Origin of the sequence: Enterobacter sp. Cy-643, assembly GCF_011752815.1 — a bacterium.
In the GTDB taxonomy this organism is placed as follows: Bacteria; Pseudomonadota; Gammaproteobacteria; order Enterobacterales; family Enterobacteriaceae; genus Cedecea.
Genome location: NZ_VWWV01000003.1, coordinates 608703 through 625782 on the forward strand (window position 1 = coordinate 608703; position 17080 = coordinate 625782).

12 protein-coding genes and 1 rRNA gene are annotated in these 17080 nt (G+C 55.6%); 6 read left to right on the forward strand and 7 right to left on the reverse strand.

Annotated features, from left to right (window positions below):
* Positions 1-9: 9 nt before the first annotated feature.
* The 5 genes from F3J29_RS15965 (at position 10) to sorE (ending at position 3891) form a co-directional block, all read left to right on the forward strand.
* Positions 10-417: a mannose/fructose/sorbose PTS transporter subunit IIA gene (locus tag F3J29_RS15965; RefSeq protein ID WP_166867493.1), complete on the forward strand. Its 408-nt coding sequence runs from the start codon at positions 10-12 to the stop codon at positions 415-417.
* On the forward strand, positions 417-911 hold the full coding sequence (locus F3J29_RS15970; protein WP_166867494.1) for a PTS sugar transporter subunit IIB: 495 nt from the start codon (positions 417-419) through the stop codon (positions 909-911). Before F3J29_RS15965 ends, F3J29_RS15970 begins: the two co-directional genes overlap by 1 nt.
* A gap of 65 nt (positions 912-976) precedes the next feature.
* Positions 977-1774 (forward strand): PTS mannose/fructose/sorbose transporter subunit IIC, encoded by a 798-nt coding sequence (locus tag F3J29_RS15975; RefSeq protein ID WP_166867495.1) that lies wholly within the window; start codon positions 977-979, stop codon positions 1772-1774.
* Positions 1775-1785: 11 nt separating this feature from the next.
* A complete protein-coding gene (locus tag F3J29_RS15980; protein ID WP_166867497.1) occupies positions 1786-2610 on the forward strand; it encodes a PTS system mannose/fructose/sorbose family transporter subunit IID in 825 nt (274 codons plus the stop codon).
* 51 nt (positions 2611-2661) lie between these two features.
* The gene (gene sorE / locus F3J29_RS15985) at positions 2662-3891 is read left to right on the forward strand and encodes an L-sorbose 1-phosphate reductase (protein ID WP_166867499.1); all 1230 of its coding nucleotides are present in this window, start codon (positions 2662-2664) and stop codon (positions 3889-3891) included.
* A gap of 128 nt (positions 3892-4019) precedes the next feature.
* Here sorE and F3J29_RS15990 read toward each other — a convergent pair whose 3' ends face one another.
* Both F3J29_RS15990 and metH read right to left on the reverse strand, forming a co-directional pair.
* On the reverse strand, positions 4020-5651 hold the full coding sequence (locus F3J29_RS15990) for a Na/Pi cotransporter family protein (RefSeq protein WP_166867502.1): 1632 nt from the start codon (positions 5649-5651) through the stop codon (positions 4020-4022).
* Positions 5652-5920: 269 nt separating this feature from the next.
* Positions 5921-9604, reverse strand: coding sequence for a methionine synthase (gene metH, locus F3J29_RS15995; protein WP_166867503.1), 3684 nt, complete (start codon positions 9602-9604; stop codon positions 5921-5923).
* Positions 9605-9795: 191 nt separating this feature from the next.
* Between metH and iclR the strand changes: the two genes are divergently transcribed.
* A complete protein-coding gene (gene iclR, locus F3J29_RS16000; RefSeq protein ID WP_166867505.1) occupies positions 9796-10629 on the forward strand; it encodes a glyoxylate bypass operon transcriptional repressor IclR in 834 nt (277 codons plus the stop codon).
* On the opposite strand, the gene aceK is transcribed toward iclR, so the two are convergent.
* From aceK to rrf, 5 genes are all read right to left on the reverse strand, one after another.
* Positions 10626-12368, reverse strand: coding sequence for a bifunctional isocitrate dehydrogenase kinase/phosphatase (aceK, locus tag F3J29_RS16005; protein ID WP_166867507.1), 1743 nt, complete (start codon positions 12366-12368; stop codon positions 10626-10628). The genes iclR and aceK overlap by 4 nt on opposite strands.
* Before the next feature lie 57 nt (positions 12369-12425).
* Positions 12426-13733 (reverse strand): isocitrate lyase, encoded by a 1308-nt coding sequence (gene aceA, locus F3J29_RS16010; protein ID WP_166867508.1) that lies wholly within the window; start codon positions 13731-13733, stop codon positions 12426-12428.
* 30 nt (positions 13734-13763) lie between these two features.
* Positions 13764-15362, reverse strand: coding sequence for a malate synthase A (aceB, locus tag F3J29_RS16015; RefSeq protein WP_166867510.1), 1599 nt, complete (start codon positions 15360-15362; stop codon positions 13764-13766).
* A gap of 245 nt (positions 15363-15607) precedes the next feature.
* On the reverse strand, positions 15608-16537 hold the full coding sequence (gene metA / locus F3J29_RS16020; RefSeq protein WP_166867512.1) for a homoserine O-acetyltransferase MetA: 930 nt from the start codon (positions 16535-16537) through the stop codon (positions 15608-15610).
* Between the two features lie 423 nt (positions 16538-16960).
* A 5S ribosomal RNA gene (rrf, locus tag F3J29_RS16025) occupies positions 16961-17076 on the reverse strand.
* Positions 17077-17080: the final 4 nt, after the last annotated feature.

Sequence of the window (17080 nt, forward strand, 5' to 3'; positions counted from 1 at the left end):
GGGGGAAAAATGGTTAACGTCATCTTCTGTGCCCACGGCCAGCTTGCTTGCGCCATGCTCGACTCGGTGCGTATGGTCTACGGCGATGTCAACGTCAGCACCGTGGAGTTTGTACCCGGTGAAAACGCTGGCGATATCGCCATCAAGCTTGAAAAGCATGTAGAAACTCGCAAAGAAGAGCAGTGGCTTGTCGCCGTTGATTTACAGTGCGGCAGTCCGTGGAATGCCGCTGCGGGGCTAGCGATGAGCAACCCACAGCTGCGGGTTATCAGCGGCCTGTCGCTGCCGCTGGCTCTGGAGCTGGTGGATAATCAACAAACGATGAACGCTGACGAACTCTGCAATCACCTGGAGACTATTGCCAGCCAGTGCTGCGTCACCTGGCGGCAGCCGGAGACCGTTGAGGAGGACTTTTGATGAACATTACGCTCGCTCGTATCGATGACCGTTTGATTCACGGTCAGGTCACTACTGTCTGGTCGAAAGTGGCTAACGCCCGGCGAATTATTATCTGTAATGACGATGTTTATAACGACGACGTTCGCCGCACGCTACTTCGTCAGGCTGCGCCTCCGGGCATGAAAGTCAATGTGGTGAATATAGAGAAAGCCGTCGCCGTATATCACAATCCTCAATATAAAGACGAAACTGTTTTTTATTTATTTACCAACCCGCAGGATGTTTTAACTATGGTTCAGAAGGGTGTGAAAATAGTGCACCTAAATATCGGTGGCATGGCCTGGCGACCGGGTAAAAAACAACTCACCAAGGCTATCTCATTAGATGAAATGGATATTAATTCATTTCAACAATTAGATAAGCTGGGTGTAAAACTCGATTTACGCGTAGTGGCCTCCGACCCGTCGATAAATATTCTCGATAAAATAGCAGAACTGTCCATTACAGAATAATAAAGTGCGCCTGTAGTTATATGCCGTAACAGGCAGGGATCCTTATACCTCCAAGGTGACAGATTATGGAAATCAGTACCCTACAAATAATAGCCATATTTATTTTTTCCTGTATTGCCGGGATGGGCAGCGTGCTGGATGAATTCCAGACTCACCGCCCGTTAATCGCCTGTACCGTGATTGGCTTAATTCTTGGCGATTTAAAAACCGGAATTATGCTCGGCGGTACTCTGGAACTGATCGCGCTGGGCTGGATGAACGTCGGCGCGGCGCAGTCTCCAGACTCGGCGCTGGCCAGCATTATCTCGGCTATCCTGGTGATCGTTGGTCATCAAAGCATTGCAACCGGGATAGCAATCGCGCTCCCGGTCGCCGCCGCGGGCCAGGTGCTCACCGTATTCGCCCGCACTATTACCGTAGTGTTCCAGCACGCCGCAGATAAAGCCGCTGAAGAGGCGCGCTTTGGGACAATCGATCTTCTGCACGTCTCAGCGCTGGGCATCCAGGCACTGCGCGTCGCCGTCCCCGCGCTGGTGGTTTCGCTGTTTGTCAGCGCCGACATGGTCAGCAATATGCTGGATGCCATTCCGGAATATGTCACCCACGGTTTACAAATCGCTGGCGGTTTTATCGTGGTGGTCGGCTACGCCATGGTGCTTCGCATGATGGGCGTGAAATATCTGATGCCTTTCTTTTTCCTTGGCTTCCTCGCGGGCGGCTATCTCGATTTCAGCCTGCTGGCCTTCGGCGGCGTAGGAGTCATCATCGCGCTGATTTATATCCAGCTGAACCCGCAGTGGCGCAAGCCTGAACCCCAGGCCACAGCCACCACTTCCACCGCCCTTGACCAGCTTGACGACTGATGGAGCCCAACATGGAACAGAGAAAAATTACCCAAGGGGACTTGGTGAGCATGTTTCTGCGATCCAACCTGCAGCAGGCGTCATTCAACTTCGAACGTATCCACGGGCTAGGTTTTTGCTACGACATGATCCCGGCCATTAAACGCCTCTATCCACTAAAAGAGGATCAGGTTGCCGCGCTAAAGCGTCATCTGGTGTTCTTCAACACCACACCAGCGGTCTGCGGCCCAGTTATTGGCGTGACGGTAGCGATGGAAGAAGCGCGAGCTAACGGTGCGGCTATAGATGATGGCGCAATTAATGGCATCAAAGTGGGCCTGATGGGGCCGCTGGCAGGGGTTGGCGACCCGCTAGTGTGGGGCACATTGCGGCCAATCACCGCCGCCCTGGGCGCATCGCTGGCGCTCTCCGGCAATATTCTCGGCCCACTTTTGTTCTTCTTTATTTTCAATGCGGTACGCCTTGCCATGAAGTGGTATGGGCTACAGCTGGGCTTCCGTAAAGGGGTCAATATCGTCAGTGATATGGGCGGAAACCTGCTGCAAAAACTGACCGAAGGTGCCTCCATTCTTGGCCTGTTTGTCATGGGCGTGCTGGTGACCAAGTGGACCACCATCAACGTGCCGCTGGTGGTCTCGCAAACACCGGGTGCCGATGGTTCCACCGTCACCATGACCGTACAGAACATCCTCGATCAACTCTGTCCCGGCCTGCTGGCACTGGGCCTGACGATGCTGATGGTGCGCCTGCTCAATAAGAAAGTGAATCCGGTGTGGCTGATTTTCGCCCTTTTCGGCCTGGGGATTATCGGTAACGCGCTGGGCTTCCTGTCCTGATTATTCCGCCCCGGCGATACCGGGGCTACCGTGCTAAATAAGAGGTGGTTTATGCAAACAACAGCCCTGCGCCTATACGGCAAACGCGATCTGCGTCTGGAAACCTTTGAACTCCCGCCGATGCAGGAAGATGAAATCCTCGCCCGCGTAGTTACCGACAGCCTGTGCCTCTCGTCGTGGAAAGAGGCGAATCAGGGTGAGGATCACAAAAAGGTTCCTGACGATGTGGCGACTAACCCGATCATCATCGGCCATGAGTTCTGTGGGGAAATTATCGCCGTCGGCAAGAAGTGGCAGCACAAGTTTCACGCCGGACAGCGCTATGTGATTCAGGCCAATCTACAGTTGCCGGATCGCCCGGACTGTCCCGGCTATTCATTCCCGTGGATCGGTGGAGAAGCGACCCATGTGGTGATCCCTAACGAAGTGATGGAACAAGATTGCCTGCTCTCCTGGGAAGGTGATACCTGGTTTGAAGGCTCGCTGGTGGAGCCCCTTTCCTGCGTGATTGGCGCTTTCAACGCCAACTATCATCTGGAGAAAGGCAGCTATAACCCTGTAATGGGCATTCGCCCTCAGGGACGCACGCTGATTCTCGGCGGCACCGGTCCAATGGGCTTGCTGGCTATCGACTACGCGTTGCATGGCCCGATTAACCCAGCGCTGCTGGTGGTGACCGACACCAATAAGCCTAAGCTCAGCTATGCACGTCAGCACTATCCGTCCGAGCCGCAAACATTGATTCACTATATTGATGGCCATGATGCCTGCCGCGAAACGCTGATGGCGCTCTCCTGCGGCCACGGTTTTGACGATATCTTTGTCTTCGTCCCCAACGAGCAGCTTATCACTATGGCTTCATCGCTGCTGGCACCCGATGGCTGCCTCAATTTCTTTGCTGGCCCGCAGGATAAGGGGTTCAGCGCCCCCATTAACTTTTACGACGTTCATTACTCCTTCACCCATTACGTAGGCACCTCAGGCGGCAATACTGACGATATGCGTGCCGCAGTTGAGCTGATGCAGACGAAAAAAGTCCAGACAGCAAAAGTTGTGACTCATATTCTGGGGCTTAATGCGGCGGGCGATACCACGCTGGACTTACCGGCGGTTGGCGGCGGTAAAAAGCTGGTTTATACCGGGAAAAAAATGCCACTAACGCCGCTGGGGAAAATTAGCGACCCAGCGCTGGCAGCAATTATGGAGCGTCACCGCGGCATCTGGTCAAAGGAAGCGGAGGAGTATCTGCTGGCCCACGCGGAGGATATTGTTTCCGATTAATCGATACCCGCTAATGGTGAAAAGAAAGGCAGCCTGATGGCTGCCTTTCAAGTACATCATCGCCCTTCTTGCACAAGAAGGCGATTTCGTAGCCCCGGCTCCTGAAATTAACGGTGCCATACGGGCGATCAATATTCATCCCGTTCGTCGTCATCGTCCGGCTGGTCCAGCACGCTGTAGGCGACGGAACAGAACAACGAGTTCAGGCGCTTCATATCCCCCAGCAGCCCGAGGTGCAGCGAGCTGGTCTCGATGCTCTGCACGTTCTGCTGGTGCAGACGATCGACGTGAGCATGAGAGTAGCGGCGGTTCATGATACGGAAGCGGTGTTTGTTCCGGCGCAGCCGGCGGGCGCTGCCCAGATCGCTTGAGAAGAACACCGACAGGCTCAGCTGCAGGTTGCTGATCAGCTGCTGGAGCAGATTATCCAGCTCGGTCAGGCCATCCGGCGAGAAGGCCCGGCGCGCGGCGAGGGACTTATCTGCGACTTCGCTGCCCATACGTTCGATGATGTCCGCCGACTGCTCCAGGTTGAGCGACATTTCAATGATTTCCGCCCAGCGGCGCGATTCCATTTCCGCCAGATCTTCCTTCGGCATCTGCGCAAGGTAAAGCTTAATGGCGGTATACAGCACGTCCACATCGTCGGCCAGCTTGCGCAGCTCTTTTTCCTGGCGCGGCTCGCCGTGCATCACCTTGCTCCAGGTTTCCAGCATCTGCTCAAGTACGTCGCCCATTCTCAGGGTTTCACGCGCAGCGTTGGACAACCCTAGCGCGGGAGTATCCAGCGCCGTAGGATCGAGGTGTTTAGGCTTCATCCGGGCGTCAACTTCCGGCGCTTCACTGATCACCCGGCGGCAGAAGCGCGCCATCGGTTCGGCAAAGGGCACCATCACCAGACAGCGAATCAGGTTGTAGAACACGTGGAAGTAGATAACCAGTTCAGATTCCGGCAGCGGCAGGTGGTGCATCAGCCGGGCCAGGATATGCACGAACGGCAGCACCAGCAGGCTGCCCACCAGTTTGAACAGTAAGCTGCCCAGCGCCACACGACGGGCGGCAGCATTCGCAGCGCTGTTGTTGATCATTGCCAGCAGGCCGGAACCGAGGTTAGCCCCGATGACCAGACACAGCGCTACATCAAACGAGATCACGCCGGTAGAGGTCAGCGTGGCCGTCAACAGGACGGCAGCCAGGCTGGAGTAGCTAATGATGGCGAACATCGCGCCAATCAGCGCGTCGAGCATGATGTCGCCGGTCAGGGAGGCGAAGATCACCTGGACGCCGTTCGCCTGGGTAATCGGCGTAACGGCTCCCACAATCAGCTCGAGCGCCAGCAGAATAAGACCCAGGCCAATCCCCACGCGGCCAAGCTGCCCGGCGCGAGTCTGCTTGCGGCTGAGGAAGAAGATTACGCCGATGAAAATCAGCAGCGGCGAAAGCCACGAAAGATCGAAGGTCAGGATACGCGCCATTAGCGCTGTACCCACATCAGCCCCCAGCACAATCACCAGCGCAGGGGCGAGCGCCACCAAATCCTGGGCAACGAACGAGGTCACCAGCATGGTGGTGGCATTACTGCTCTGCACCAGCGCGGTAACGCCGATCCCAGCGCAGAAGGCGAGCGGTTTCTTTTCTACGCTGTGGCTAAGCACACTGCGCAGGTTGGCACCGTAAACGCGCATGATACCGGTGCGCACAATGTGCGTGCCCCAGACCAGCAGCGAAACGGCGGACAGCAGGTGTAACAACGTCAGCACGGATTCTTGTTCTCCTTATATACCCGTCATACTTCAAACCGCAGGTGCGTTGACTGCACCCGCCCACCCCAGTCACATAGTTAGCTATGCTCCCTGGGATTGTCGGTCTTGTCGCCTTCCTGCAATTCGAATTATTTAAGGTGTAGTTTTTAGGGTTCCTGAAGCAAAAATAGCCACCACCCTTCAGTATAAGGGTTTAACTTCAATAAAGAGACAAGGCGCCCCCAGAGCGCCTTGTAAGTTGTAAGGAAAGATAACAGGTTTGTGAGTCAGTCCGCGTCATACCCGAGGTTCGGCGCAAGCCAGCGTTCAACCTCGCTGACCGGCATGCCTTTGCGTCGGGCGTAATCTTCGACCTGGTCGCGCTGAATTTGCGCGACGGCGAAGTACTTGCTGTCCGGGTGGCTGAAGTACCATCCAGAAACAGACGCACCGGGCCACATGGCGTAAGACTCGGTGAGCTTCATGCCGATCACGTTTTCGACGTCCAGCAGCGCCCAGATGGCCGCTTTTTCCGTGTGCTCGGGGCAGGCCGGGTAGCCCGGTGCCGGGCGAATGCCTTGGTAATTCTCACGAATCAGTTCCTCGTTGCTGAGGTTTTCCGTGGCCGCATAGCCCCAGTAAACTTTACGCACGCGTTCGTGCAAATACTCAGCAAAGGCTTCGGCCAGGCGATCCGCGACGGCTTTCACCATGATTTTGTTGTAATCATCGTGCTGTGCATCGTAGGCGCCCGCCAGCGCGTCCTCTTCAATACCGCCGGTGACCGCAAAAGCACCGATGTAGTCGGCTTTACCGCTGTGTTTAGGCGCCACAAAATCGGCAATGCAGTAGTTCGGGAAGCCGTTCTTTTCCGTTTGCTGGCGCAGATGGCGGCTGAAGCCTTTAACCTGAGAGCGTGTTTCATCGGCATAAATCTCCACGTCGTCCCCCACGCGATTCGCCGGGAACAGCCCGACCACGCCGCGCGGCGCCATTGTTTTCGTCCGGTGGAGCATATCCAGCATGTCGTTAGCGTCTTTGAACAGCCGTTTTGCCTCCTCACCCACAACCTCATCTTCCAGAATGCGCGGATATTTCCCGGCCAGCGACCAGGTCATGAAGAACGGCGTCCAGTCGATGTAGTTCCTCAGCGTTTCAATACTGGCGGTCACTTCCTGCACGCCCAGCCGGTGCGGAACCGGAGGCGTGTAGCTTTCCCAGTCAAAAGGCAGATCGTTATCCCGTGCAACTTCCAGCGTAACCGGCGGCGTGCGCGGTTTTTTACGCGCGTGCTGCGTACGAACAACTTCGTATTCTTTGCGGGTGCGGGCGACAAATTCACCGCGCTGGGTTTCTGAAAGCAGAGCAGAAACCACGCCGACGGTGCGCGAGGCGTTCTGCACGTAGACGGTTGGCCCGCTGTAGTTCTGCTCTATTTTCACCGCCGTGTGGGCTTTTGACGTGGTTGCCCCGCCGATCAACAGCGGCAGCGTAAAGCCCTGCCGCTCCATCTCTTTGGCCACGTTGACCATTTCGTCCAACGATGGGGTGATAAGCCCGGACAGGCCAATGATATCGGCCCCCACTTCACGGGCGGTTTTCAAAATTTTCTCGCCGGGCACCATCACGCCAAGATCGATAATCTCGTAGTTGTTACATTGCAGCACTACGCCGACGATGTTCTTGCCGATGTCATGCACGTCGCCTTTAACTGTCGCCAGCACGATTTTACCGTTGCTGCTGCCCTGCTCTTTGCTGGCTTCGATGTACGGCTCAAGGTAAGCCACCGCCTGCTTCATCACGCGGGCCGATTTCACCACCTGCGGCAGGAACATTTTCCCTTCGCCGAACAAATCCCCCACCACGTTCATTCCCGCCATCAGCGGGCCTTCAATCACTTCAATGGGGCGAGCCGACTGCTGACGGGCTTCTTCTGTGTCCGCTTCGATGAACTCGGTGATACCTTTCACCAGCGAGTATTCGAGACGTTTCACCACGTCCCAGCTACGCCATTCCGCCTGTTGAGCATTGGCGCCGTCATCGCTTTTGCTGCCGCGATATTTTTCAGCCAGATCCAGAAGGCGTTCAGTGCTGTCGTCGCGGCGGTTAAGAATGACGTCTTCAACGGCATCCCGCAGCTCGGCGGGAAGATCGTCGTAAATAGCCAGTTGCCCGGCGTTCACAATCCCCATGTCCATGCCGTTGCGAATTGCGTAGTAAAGGAACACCGCGTGAATGGCTTCACGCACCGGCTCGTTGCCGCGGAAGGAGAAGGAGACGTTAGACACGCCGCCGGAGATCAGCGCATAGGGCAGCTCGCGCTTAATGTCTTCGCAGGCGCCGATAAAATCCTGGGCATAGTTGTTGTGCTCTTCGATGCCGGTCGCTACCGCGAAGATGTTCGGATCAAAGATGATGTCTTCCGGCGGGAAGCCCACCTCTTCGGTAAGAATTTTATAAGCCCGGCGGCAAATCTCTATTTTACGTTCGCGCGTATCGGCCTGGCCTGTCTCATCGAACGCCATCACCACCATCGCCGCACCGTAGCGGCGTACCAGCTTCGCATGATGGATAAATGGCTCAATGCCTTCTTTCATGGAAATAGAGTTAACGATGCCTTTGCCCTGAATGCACTTCAGCCCTTGTTCGATCACCTCCCATTTCGAAGAGTCGATCATGATAGGCACCCGGGCGATATCCGGCTCACCGGCAATCAGGTTCAGGAAACGCACCATCGCCGCTTCGGCATCCAGCATTCCCTCATCCATGTTGATGTCGATGATCTGTGCGCCGCTGGCGACCTGCTGCAGCGCCACGTCCAGCGCTTCGCTGTATTTTTCTTCTTTGATCAGCCGTTTAAACTTTGCCGAGCCGGTAACGTTGGTGCGTTCCCCGACGTTAACGAACAGGCTGTCTGCGCCGATATTCAGCGGCTCAAGCCCGGCCAGGCGACAGGCCACCGGCAGTTCGGGAAGTTGACGAGGCGCAACGCCTGCCACCGCTGCGCTCATCGCGGCGATATGCGCAGGCGTCGTCCCGCAGCAACCGCCGACAATATTCAGGAATCCGGCCTGCGCCCATTCCCCTATCTGCTGCGCCATCACTTCCGCGTCGAGATCGTACTCACCGAAAGCGTTCGGCAGACCCGCATTGGGGTGAGCCGTCACGTAGCACTCGGCAATGCGCGACAGTTCAGCCACGTACTGCCGCAGCTCATCAGGCCCCAGCGCACAGTTAAGCCCGAAGGAGAGCGCATCGGCGTGGCGCAGGGAATTATAGAAAGCTTCCGTCGTCTGGCCGGAAAGCGTGCGGCCTGATGCATCGGTAATGGTGCCGGAAATCATGATCGGCAGGTCAACACCGAGCGCGTCAAACTCCGCCTTTACGGCGAAGATGGCGGCTTTGGCGTTCAGGGTGTCGAACACTGTTTCGATCATGATCAGGTCGGCCCCGCCCTCCACCAGCGCCCTGGTCGATTCACGGTAAGCAACGACCAGTTGATCAAAGGTGATGTTGCGGAAGGCCGGGTCGTTCACGTCCGGGGAAATCGATGCCGTGCGGTTGGTCGGGCCAAGAACACCGGCGACATAACGCGGTTTTTCCGGCGTGCGAGCCGTCCATTCATCGGCACAGGCACGCGCCAGCTTCGCGGCTTCGTAGTTAATTTCCGCCGACAGCGACTCCATTTGGTAATCCGCCATCGCAATGGTCGTGGAGTTAAAGGTGTTGGTTTCGACGATGTCGGCACCCGCTTCAAAGTAGGCATAGTGAATCGCGGCGATAATTTCCGGTTTGCTGAGCACCAGCAGGTCATTGTTGCCCTTGAGGTCACACGGCCAGTCGGCAAAACGCTCGCCTCGGAAATCACTCTCATCAAGACGGTAGCTTTGGATCATGGTTCCCATGCCGCCGTCCAGCACCAGAATACGCTCACTCAGTTGTTGCTTCAGCTTCTCTACGTTGTTGCTCACGCTCACTCCCACCTGTTTCCCTGCCTGCCGGATATGCCATCCCATACTTGCACAATCTATAGGGTCGTAAAAGCCGCTCGTCGGGAACATGAGAGATGTTCAGCATCACTCCTCCGATCAGTCTGAGTAGCGGTTGCAAATTCGCCAAATAAAACGAAAATGATTTCCACGATACGAAAAAGGAGTCCGGTATGGTTGCTACAGTCCCCGCTAAACGAGGTAAGAAACCCCGCGCCGCAGCCGCTGCGGCGCCGGCTGCTACCGGGCAAGTGCAGTCCCTGACCCGCGGCCTTAAGCTGCTGGAGTGGATTGCCGAATCTCACGGTAGCGTGGCGCTCACAGAGCTTGCCCAGCAGGCTGGCTTACCCAATTCCACCACCCATCGCCTGCTGACCACGATGCAACAGTTAGGCTTTGTGCATCAGGTGGGCGATCTGGGACACTGGACGATCGGCGCGCACGCATTTGTCGTCGGCAGTAGTTTCCTGCAAAGTCGTAACCTGCTGGCCATTGTGCACCCTATTCTGCGCAAACTGATGGAAGCCTCCGGTGAAACCGTCAACCTCGCGGTGCTCGACAAGAGCGATCATCAGGCGATTATTATCGATCAGGTTCAGTGCACCCAGCTGATGCGGATGTCAGCGCCTATTGGCGGCAAGCTGCCGATGCACGCGTCCGGCGCGGGCAAGGCGTTTCTGGCTCAGCTGAACGACGAAGAGCTGGTGGGCCTGCTGCACCGCAAAGGTCTGCACAGCTACACACCGGCAACGCTGACTTCGCCACTGCATTTAAAAGAAGATTTAGCGCAAACCCGCAAGCGCGGTTACTCGTTTGACGATGAAGAACATGCTCTGGGGCTGCGCTGCGTGGCTTCGTGCATCTACGATGAACATCATGAGGCATTCGCGGCGATCTCTATTTCTGGCCCGATTTCACGCATCACCGATGACCGCGTGACGGAGCTGGGAGCGCTGGTGATCAAAGCCGCGAAGGACATTACTCTGGCTTATGGCGGCGGGCGCTAGCCCGCTCGCTTTACTTCCCCAAACCGCTGGCTGAAGCGCTGGCGGCGGCGATAAGCATAAACATCTTCGACATAGCCATCGCGGATGCGGGTTTGCAAAGCGCGCCAAAAGTCGGCGCGGAACAGGTCGGCGTGCATTTCATCGAATAGCGGGCGAATGCGTTTGTCCGCACAAAGATAGTGCCGGAACTCTTCCGGGAAAACATCTCCCGGCGAGATGCTGTACCACGGCTCTGAAGAGAGTTCATCTTCAGGATAACGCGCCGGCGGAATATCCCGGAAATTCACCTCGGTCATGTAGCAAATTTCATCGTAATCGTAGAACACAACTCGCCCGTGGCGCGTCACGCCAAAGTTTTTAAATAGCATATCGCCAGGGAAGATGTTGGCTGCCGCCAGTTGACGAATGGCGTTGCCGTACTCTTCCACCGCATCCCTGAGCTGCTGGCCTTCTACCTGCTCCAGCCACAGGTTAAGCGGCACCATTCGCCGCTCAATGTAGAGATGGCTGATGGCAATGCGGTCGCCAAGATCGGTCAGTTTTTCAGGCACTTCTTCCTGCAGCAGCGCCATAAGATCGGCACTTATCTGCCGCTTATCCAGCACGAAGTTTTCAAACTCCTGGGTATCCGCCATGCGCCCCACGCGGTCGTGCTCTTTTACCAGCTGGTAGCAGGCGCGAACCCTTTCGGCGGTGACTTCTTTCTGCGGCGCGAACTTGTCTTTTATCACTTTAAACACGCGATCAAAGCCCGGCAGCGTGAACACCAGCATCACCATGCCGCGAATACCCGGTGCCTCAATAAACTGCTCGGCCGTGCTGTGAATGTAGGTCAGATATTCGCGATAGCTTTCGGTTTTGCCGTGCTTCTGGCAGCCAATCGCCATATACAGTTCGGCGGTTGTTTTACCCGGTAAAATCTCGCGCAGCCACTCGACAAGCGCGGCGGGGAAAGGGGCATAAACCATGAAATAGGAACGCGCAAAGCCAAAGACGATGCTGGCTTCGGGGGAACTGGTCAGGCAGGTATCCACCATTAATCGGCCATCATCGGTGCGATGGATTGGCAACAAAAAGGGGATTGTTCCTGCAGGTAAAACCAGTTTGCCAACCAGCCAGGCCGCTTTATTGCGATAAAACAGTTCATTAGCCACTTCCAGCGTGGCCGTCCGCAATGTTTCTGCGCCGAAGGTTTCATATAGATGGGCGAGGATAAAACCCACATCCCGCGCAATATCCTGCCAGGGCAGGCGCAGCGGGAGATCGGAGAGCAAGGTGGTGAGCAACGTCGTCCAACCTTGCTCAGGAAAAAATGTTTTCGCCAGTGGACGAGGCAGCGGCCGAAGCTGCTTGCCTGCCTGTGAGCTGAAGATAAAAAGCCGCTCGGGAGTAAGCGAGCGGTGGTCGAAGAGCCGACAATAGACAGAATTAAAAAAACTTTCGGCAATTTCAAAACGCGGGTAATCCGGCAGTAGCCGGGTGTATTGCTCTTTCACGCGCAGTAAAAAGGCCGCGTCGGTGTTCTGCCCGCCGGTAATGCAGCGAAGCTGTTCTACGACGAGACCGACGTGGTGATCGTACAGGTTGATGCGGCTTTTCATCGCCTGTTGAACGGCGTGCCAGTCGGCCTGTTCAAAGCGCTGCTGGGCACCCGCGGTGACCTCCAGAAATCGACCGTATTGCGCGTCGAACCCCTGCAGGATGGTGTGGGCAATTAACAGCTCCAGCCTGTGTGACATTTATTTCTCCCCTCACCCCGGCCCTCTCCCAAAGGAGAGGGGGAAAATAAAGTTTGTTCAGAACTGCTCTTCTTCCGTCGAACCTGTCAGCGCCGTGACGGAAGATGCGCCGCCCTGGATGATGGTGGTTACGCGATCAAAGTAGCCGGTGCCCACTTCCTGCTGGTGAGAAACGAAGGTGTAGCCTTCAGAAGCGGCGGCAAATTCAGGCTGCTGTACCTTCTCAACGTAGTGGCGCATTCCCTCCCCCTGCGCATAAGAGTGCGCCAGATCGAACATGTTGAACCACATGCTGTGGATCCCCGCCAGGGTGATGAACTGGTATTTGTAGCCCATGTCCGACAGCGCTTGCTGGAAGGACGCGATGGTTTTGTCATCGAGATTTTTCTTCCAGTTGAACGACGGCGAACAGTTGTAGGCCAGCAGTTTGCCAGGGAAGCGCGCGTGGATGGCTTCCGCGAAACGGCGAGCCTGGTCCAGGTCAGGTTTGGAGGTTTCACACCAGACCAGGTCGGCATAAGGCGCGTAGGCCAGGCCACGGCTGATGGCCTGCTCAATGCCAGCGCGTGTACGGTAGAAACCTTCCTGCGTGCGCTCACCGGTGATGAATTCGCGGTCGTATTCGTCGCAGTCGGAGGTGATCAGATCTGCCGCGTCAGCATCGGTACGAGCGATCAGTAACGTTGGAACCCCCATCACGTCAGCCGCCAGACGAGCGGCAGTCAGCTTCTGGATAGCTTCCTGAGTTGGGACCAGGACTTTGCCGCCCATGTGGCCGCATTTTTTCACGGAAGCCAGCTGGTCTTCAAAGTGCACCGCAGCGGCACCCGCCTGAATCATCGACTTCATCAGTTCGAAGGCGTTCAGCACGCCGCCAAAACCGGCTTCTGCATCGGCAACGATAGGCAGGAAGTAGTCAATGTGGCGTGGATCGCCCGGTTCAATATTGGATGCCCACTGGATCTGATCCGCACGCTGGAAGCTGTTGTTGATCCGATCGACAACCGCAGGGACAGAGTTCGCCGGGTAGAGCGACTGATCAGGGTACATGCTGGACGCCAGGTTAGCGTCCGCCGCAACCTGCCAGCCGGAGAGGTAGATGGCTTCGATACCCGCTTTCGCCTGCTGTAAAGCCTGCCCGCCGGTTAACGCCCCCAGACTGTTTACGTAGCCTTTTTTCGACTCGCCGTGCAGCAGGCGCCAGAGTTTAGCCGCCCCGTGCTGCGCCAGAGTACATTCCGGGGTTAGCGAACCGCGCAGTTTCACGACGTCTTCTGCGCTATAGGTACGCTTAATGCCTTCCCAACGCGGCTGTGTCCATTCTTGCTGTACTTGTTGAATCTGTTGGCTACGAGAGGTTTTCATTTCAGATGCTCCATTTTTATAGGGTTAGGTTCAGGCAAGCAGGCGGTAGCCCGGCAGCGTCAGGAAGTCGATTAACTCTTCTGAGGTGGTAATTTGTTCCATCAGCCGCGCAGCTTCATCGAAGCGTCCCTGGCTAAAACGCTGGTCGCCCAGCTCGTCCTGAATCACCAACATCTCTTCGGCAAGCATCTGGCGGAACAGCGCTTTCGTCACGGTCTGGCCGTTGCTGAGCGTCTTTTGGTGATGGATCCATTGCCAGATGGAAGTACGGGAAATTTCAGCGGTGGCGGCATCCTCCATCAGCCCGTAAATTGGTACGCAGCCGTTGCCGGAGATCCACGCCTCAATGTACTGCACCGCCACGCGGATGTTGGCGCGCATGCCTTCTTCGGTGCGCTCGCCAGGACAAGGCTCAAGCAGCTGCGCCGCAGTAATGGGCGCATCTTCGCTGCGGCTGATGTCCAGCTGGTTCTGGCGTTCACCCAGCGCTTTGCCAAACACCTCAACAACCGTGTCCGCAAGGCCCGGATGCGCAATCCAGGTACCATCATGGCCGTTATTGGCCTCCATCTCTTTGTCCGCTTTGACTTTGTTCAGTACCCATTCATTGCGCGCGCTGTCTTTGCTAGGGATAAAGGCCGCCATGCCGCCCATCGCAAAGGCACCGCGACGATGACAGGTCTTGATCAGCAGGCGCGAGTAAGCGTTCAGGAAAGGCTTATCCATCGTCACGGATTGTCTGTCCGGCAGAACGCGATCCGGATGATTTTTCAGGGTTTTGATGTAGCTGAAGATGTAGTCCCAGCGACCACAGTTCAGGCCCACGATGTGATCTTTCAGGGCATGCAGGATCTCATCCATCTGGAATACCGCAGGCAGCGTTTCGATCAGTAAAGTCGCTTTAATGGTGCCGCGTGGCAGATCGAAGCGATCTTCCGTGAAACTGAATACTTCGCTCCACCAGGCCGCTTCCTGCCATGACTGGGTTTTGGGCAGATAGAAATAAGGGCCGCTGCCTTTAGCCAGAAGGGCATCCACGTTGTGGAAGAAATAGAGCCCGAAGTCGAACAGGCTGCCAGGGATCGCTTCCCCGCGCCAGGTCACGTGTTTTTCAGGCAGATGCAGGCCACGCACGCGGCAAACCAGTACCGCCGGGTCTGGCTTCAGCTGATAGATTTTTCCCGCTTCGTTTGTCCAGCTGATGGTGCCGTTTATCGCGTCGCGCAGGTTGATCTGCCCGTCAATGACTTTGCTCCAGCTCGGCGCCAGGGAATCTTCGAAGTCGGCCATAAAGACTTTTACGTTAGCATTCAGCGCGTTGATCACCATTTTTCGCTCAACCGGCCCGGTAATTTCTACCCTGCGGTCGAGCAGATCCTGCGGAATACCGCGAATCTGCCAGTCACTTTTACGAATGGAATCTGTTTCCGAATTGAAATCAGGAAGCTTCCCGCCGTCGATGGCCTGCTGTTCAGCAATGCGAGATGCCAGCAGCCTGTTGCGCTGTGGAGTAAAGCGGCTCACCAGCTCGCCGAGGAATTCTACGGCTTCCGGGGTGAGGATCTGCTTCTCTTGCTCACCAAACGGCTGGCTAAAGGCCAGCGCTTCGCTAACTGTCTGTTGTGTCATTCGGTTACTCCTTCGTCTTATCCCGTCGAGACGGCCAAAAGTGAATCGCGCACGGCTGTGCAGTTTTCATGCAACAGAATTAAGACTACTTGATGAATTTTTAAAATCAAAAACAATTTCCATTTTTGATTTTAAATTGATTTATCCAATTGATATTTATGAGATTAAAGTTTGATCAAGGAGGGAAGTGGTTTTCAGAATAAAAAAAAGGCGCCAAAGGCGCCTGGGGTGGGAAGCTGAAACGCTTAATCGAGCGTCGGGTTCATGTGACGCAGGTCGAACGGCGTAATTTGGTAGACGTAGTAGTTCAGCCAGTTAGTGAATAGCAAATTGCCATGACTGCGCCAGGTCGCGTGAGGTTTCTTCGCCGGATCGTCGCCCGGGAAGTAGTTATACGGTACTTCAGGCTGAAGCCCCGCATCGACATCGCGGAAGTATTCGCCGGACAGCGTTAACGCATCATATTCCGGGTGGCCAGTCACGAACGCAATACGCTTATCCCTGCTGCCAAACAGATAGGCATCGCCCTGTTCTGTCTCGGCAAAGATCTCCAGATCGGTGTAGTCGCGGATCAACTGCGCAGGGAAGTCGGCATAGCGAGAGTGAGGCGCCAGGAATGAGTCATCAAAGCCGCGCGTCAGCAAAGCATGGGGCTGGGTAACATTGTGCTCGTAGACGCCAGAAAGTTTTTCATCCCGGGTTTGCTTTGGAATGCCGTATAAAATATTTAGCGCAGCCTGAACGGCCCAGCAGATAAACAGCGTCGAGGTAACATGATCTTTGGCCCATTCCAGCACCTGCTGGATCTGCGGCCAGTAAGCCACATCATTAAATTCAACCAGCCCGAGCGGTGCCCCGGTGACGATCAATCCGTCATAGTTGTCGTGTTTAATGTCGTCAAAATTACAGTAAAAGTTATTGAGATGCTCGCCAGGCGTATGGCGAGATTCACGACTGTCGATGCGCAGCAGCTGGATATCCACCTGCAGTGGAGAGTTGGAGAGCAGCCGCAGGAATTGGTTTTCCGTCTCAATTTTCTTCGGCATCAGATTCAGGATCAGTACCTTTAACGGACGTATTTCCTGATTGCTGGCGCGCGATGTCGTCATCACAAAGACGTTTTCTTCACGCAGGAAATTGACGGCTGGTAGCTCGTCCTGCACCCGAATCGGCATAACCTTATATCCTCAAAGCATACGTTTAAACGTTTAGACATCCAGACACCTGACGATACCGAGTTTATGGATCAATGTCGAGTCAGAAGCGAAAAGGTGAAAATGTTTCATTTAAGAGCGATGATGAAGAGTAGATATTTACGCTGGATTTAAGGCAGGAACGCAGTGAATAAATCTGTCGTAGAAAGATAAAAATATGAAGAATACAAAAAGCAAAAAACCCCGGCCTTTCGGTCGGGGTTAATGCTAATTTGATGCCTGGCAGTTGTATGCCGGGCTGTCCTGCCCGTCACCCTTCGGGCAGCCTCCGGCTGTGCAAATCCGTTCCCGACGGATTTGTCCTGCTCAGGAGAGCGTTCACCGACAAACAGCAGATAAAACAAAAAGGCCACCCGTTAAGGTGGCCTTGATGTTTTATTTGATGCCTGGCAGTTCCCTACTCTCGCATGGGGAGACCCCACACTACCATCGGCGCTACGGCGTTTCACTTCTGAGTTCGGCATGGGGTCAGGTGGGACCACCGCGCTACGGCCGCCAGGCAAA

What these genes read in the sequence shown, in the direction of transcription:
- F3J29_RS15965 (WP_166867493.1), top strand. Translation starts at nt 10, where the DNA reads ATGGTTAACGTCATCTTCTGTGCCCACGGCCAGCTTGCTTGCGCCATG.
- F3J29_RS15970 (WP_166867494.1), top strand. Translation starts at nt 417, where the DNA reads ATGAACATTACGCTCGCTCGTATCGATGACCGTTTGATTCACGGTCAG.
- F3J29_RS15975 (WP_166867495.1), top strand. Translation starts at nt 977, where the DNA reads ATGGAAATCAGTACCCTACAAATAATAGCCATATTTATTTTTTCCTGT.
- F3J29_RS15980 (WP_166867497.1), top strand. Translation starts at nt 1,786, where the DNA reads ATGGAACAGAGAAAAATTACCCAAGGGGACTTGGTGAGCATGTTTCTG.
- sorE (WP_166867499.1), top strand. Translation starts at nt 2,662, where the DNA reads ATGCAAACAACAGCCCTGCGCCTATACGGCAAACGCGATCTGCGTCTG.
- iclR (WP_166867505.1), top strand. Translation starts at nt 9,796, where the DNA reads ATGGTTGCTACAGTCCCCGCTAAACGAGGTAAGAAACCCCGCGCCGCA.
- aceK (WP_166867507.1), bottom strand. Translation starts at nt 12,368, where the DNA reads ATGTCACACAGGCTGGAGCTGTTAATTGCCCACACCATCCTGCAGGGG.
- aceA (WP_166867508.1), bottom strand. Translation starts at nt 13,733, where the DNA reads ATGAAAACCTCTCGTAGCCAACAGATTCAACAAGTACAGCAAGAATGG.
- aceB (WP_166867510.1), bottom strand. Translation starts at nt 15,362, where the DNA reads ATGACACAACAGACAGTTAGCGAAGCGCTGGCCTTTAGCCAGCCGTTT.
- metA (WP_166867512.1), bottom strand. Translation starts at nt 16,537, where the DNA reads ATGCCGATTCGGGTGCAGGACGAGCTACCAGCCGTCAATTTCCTGCGT.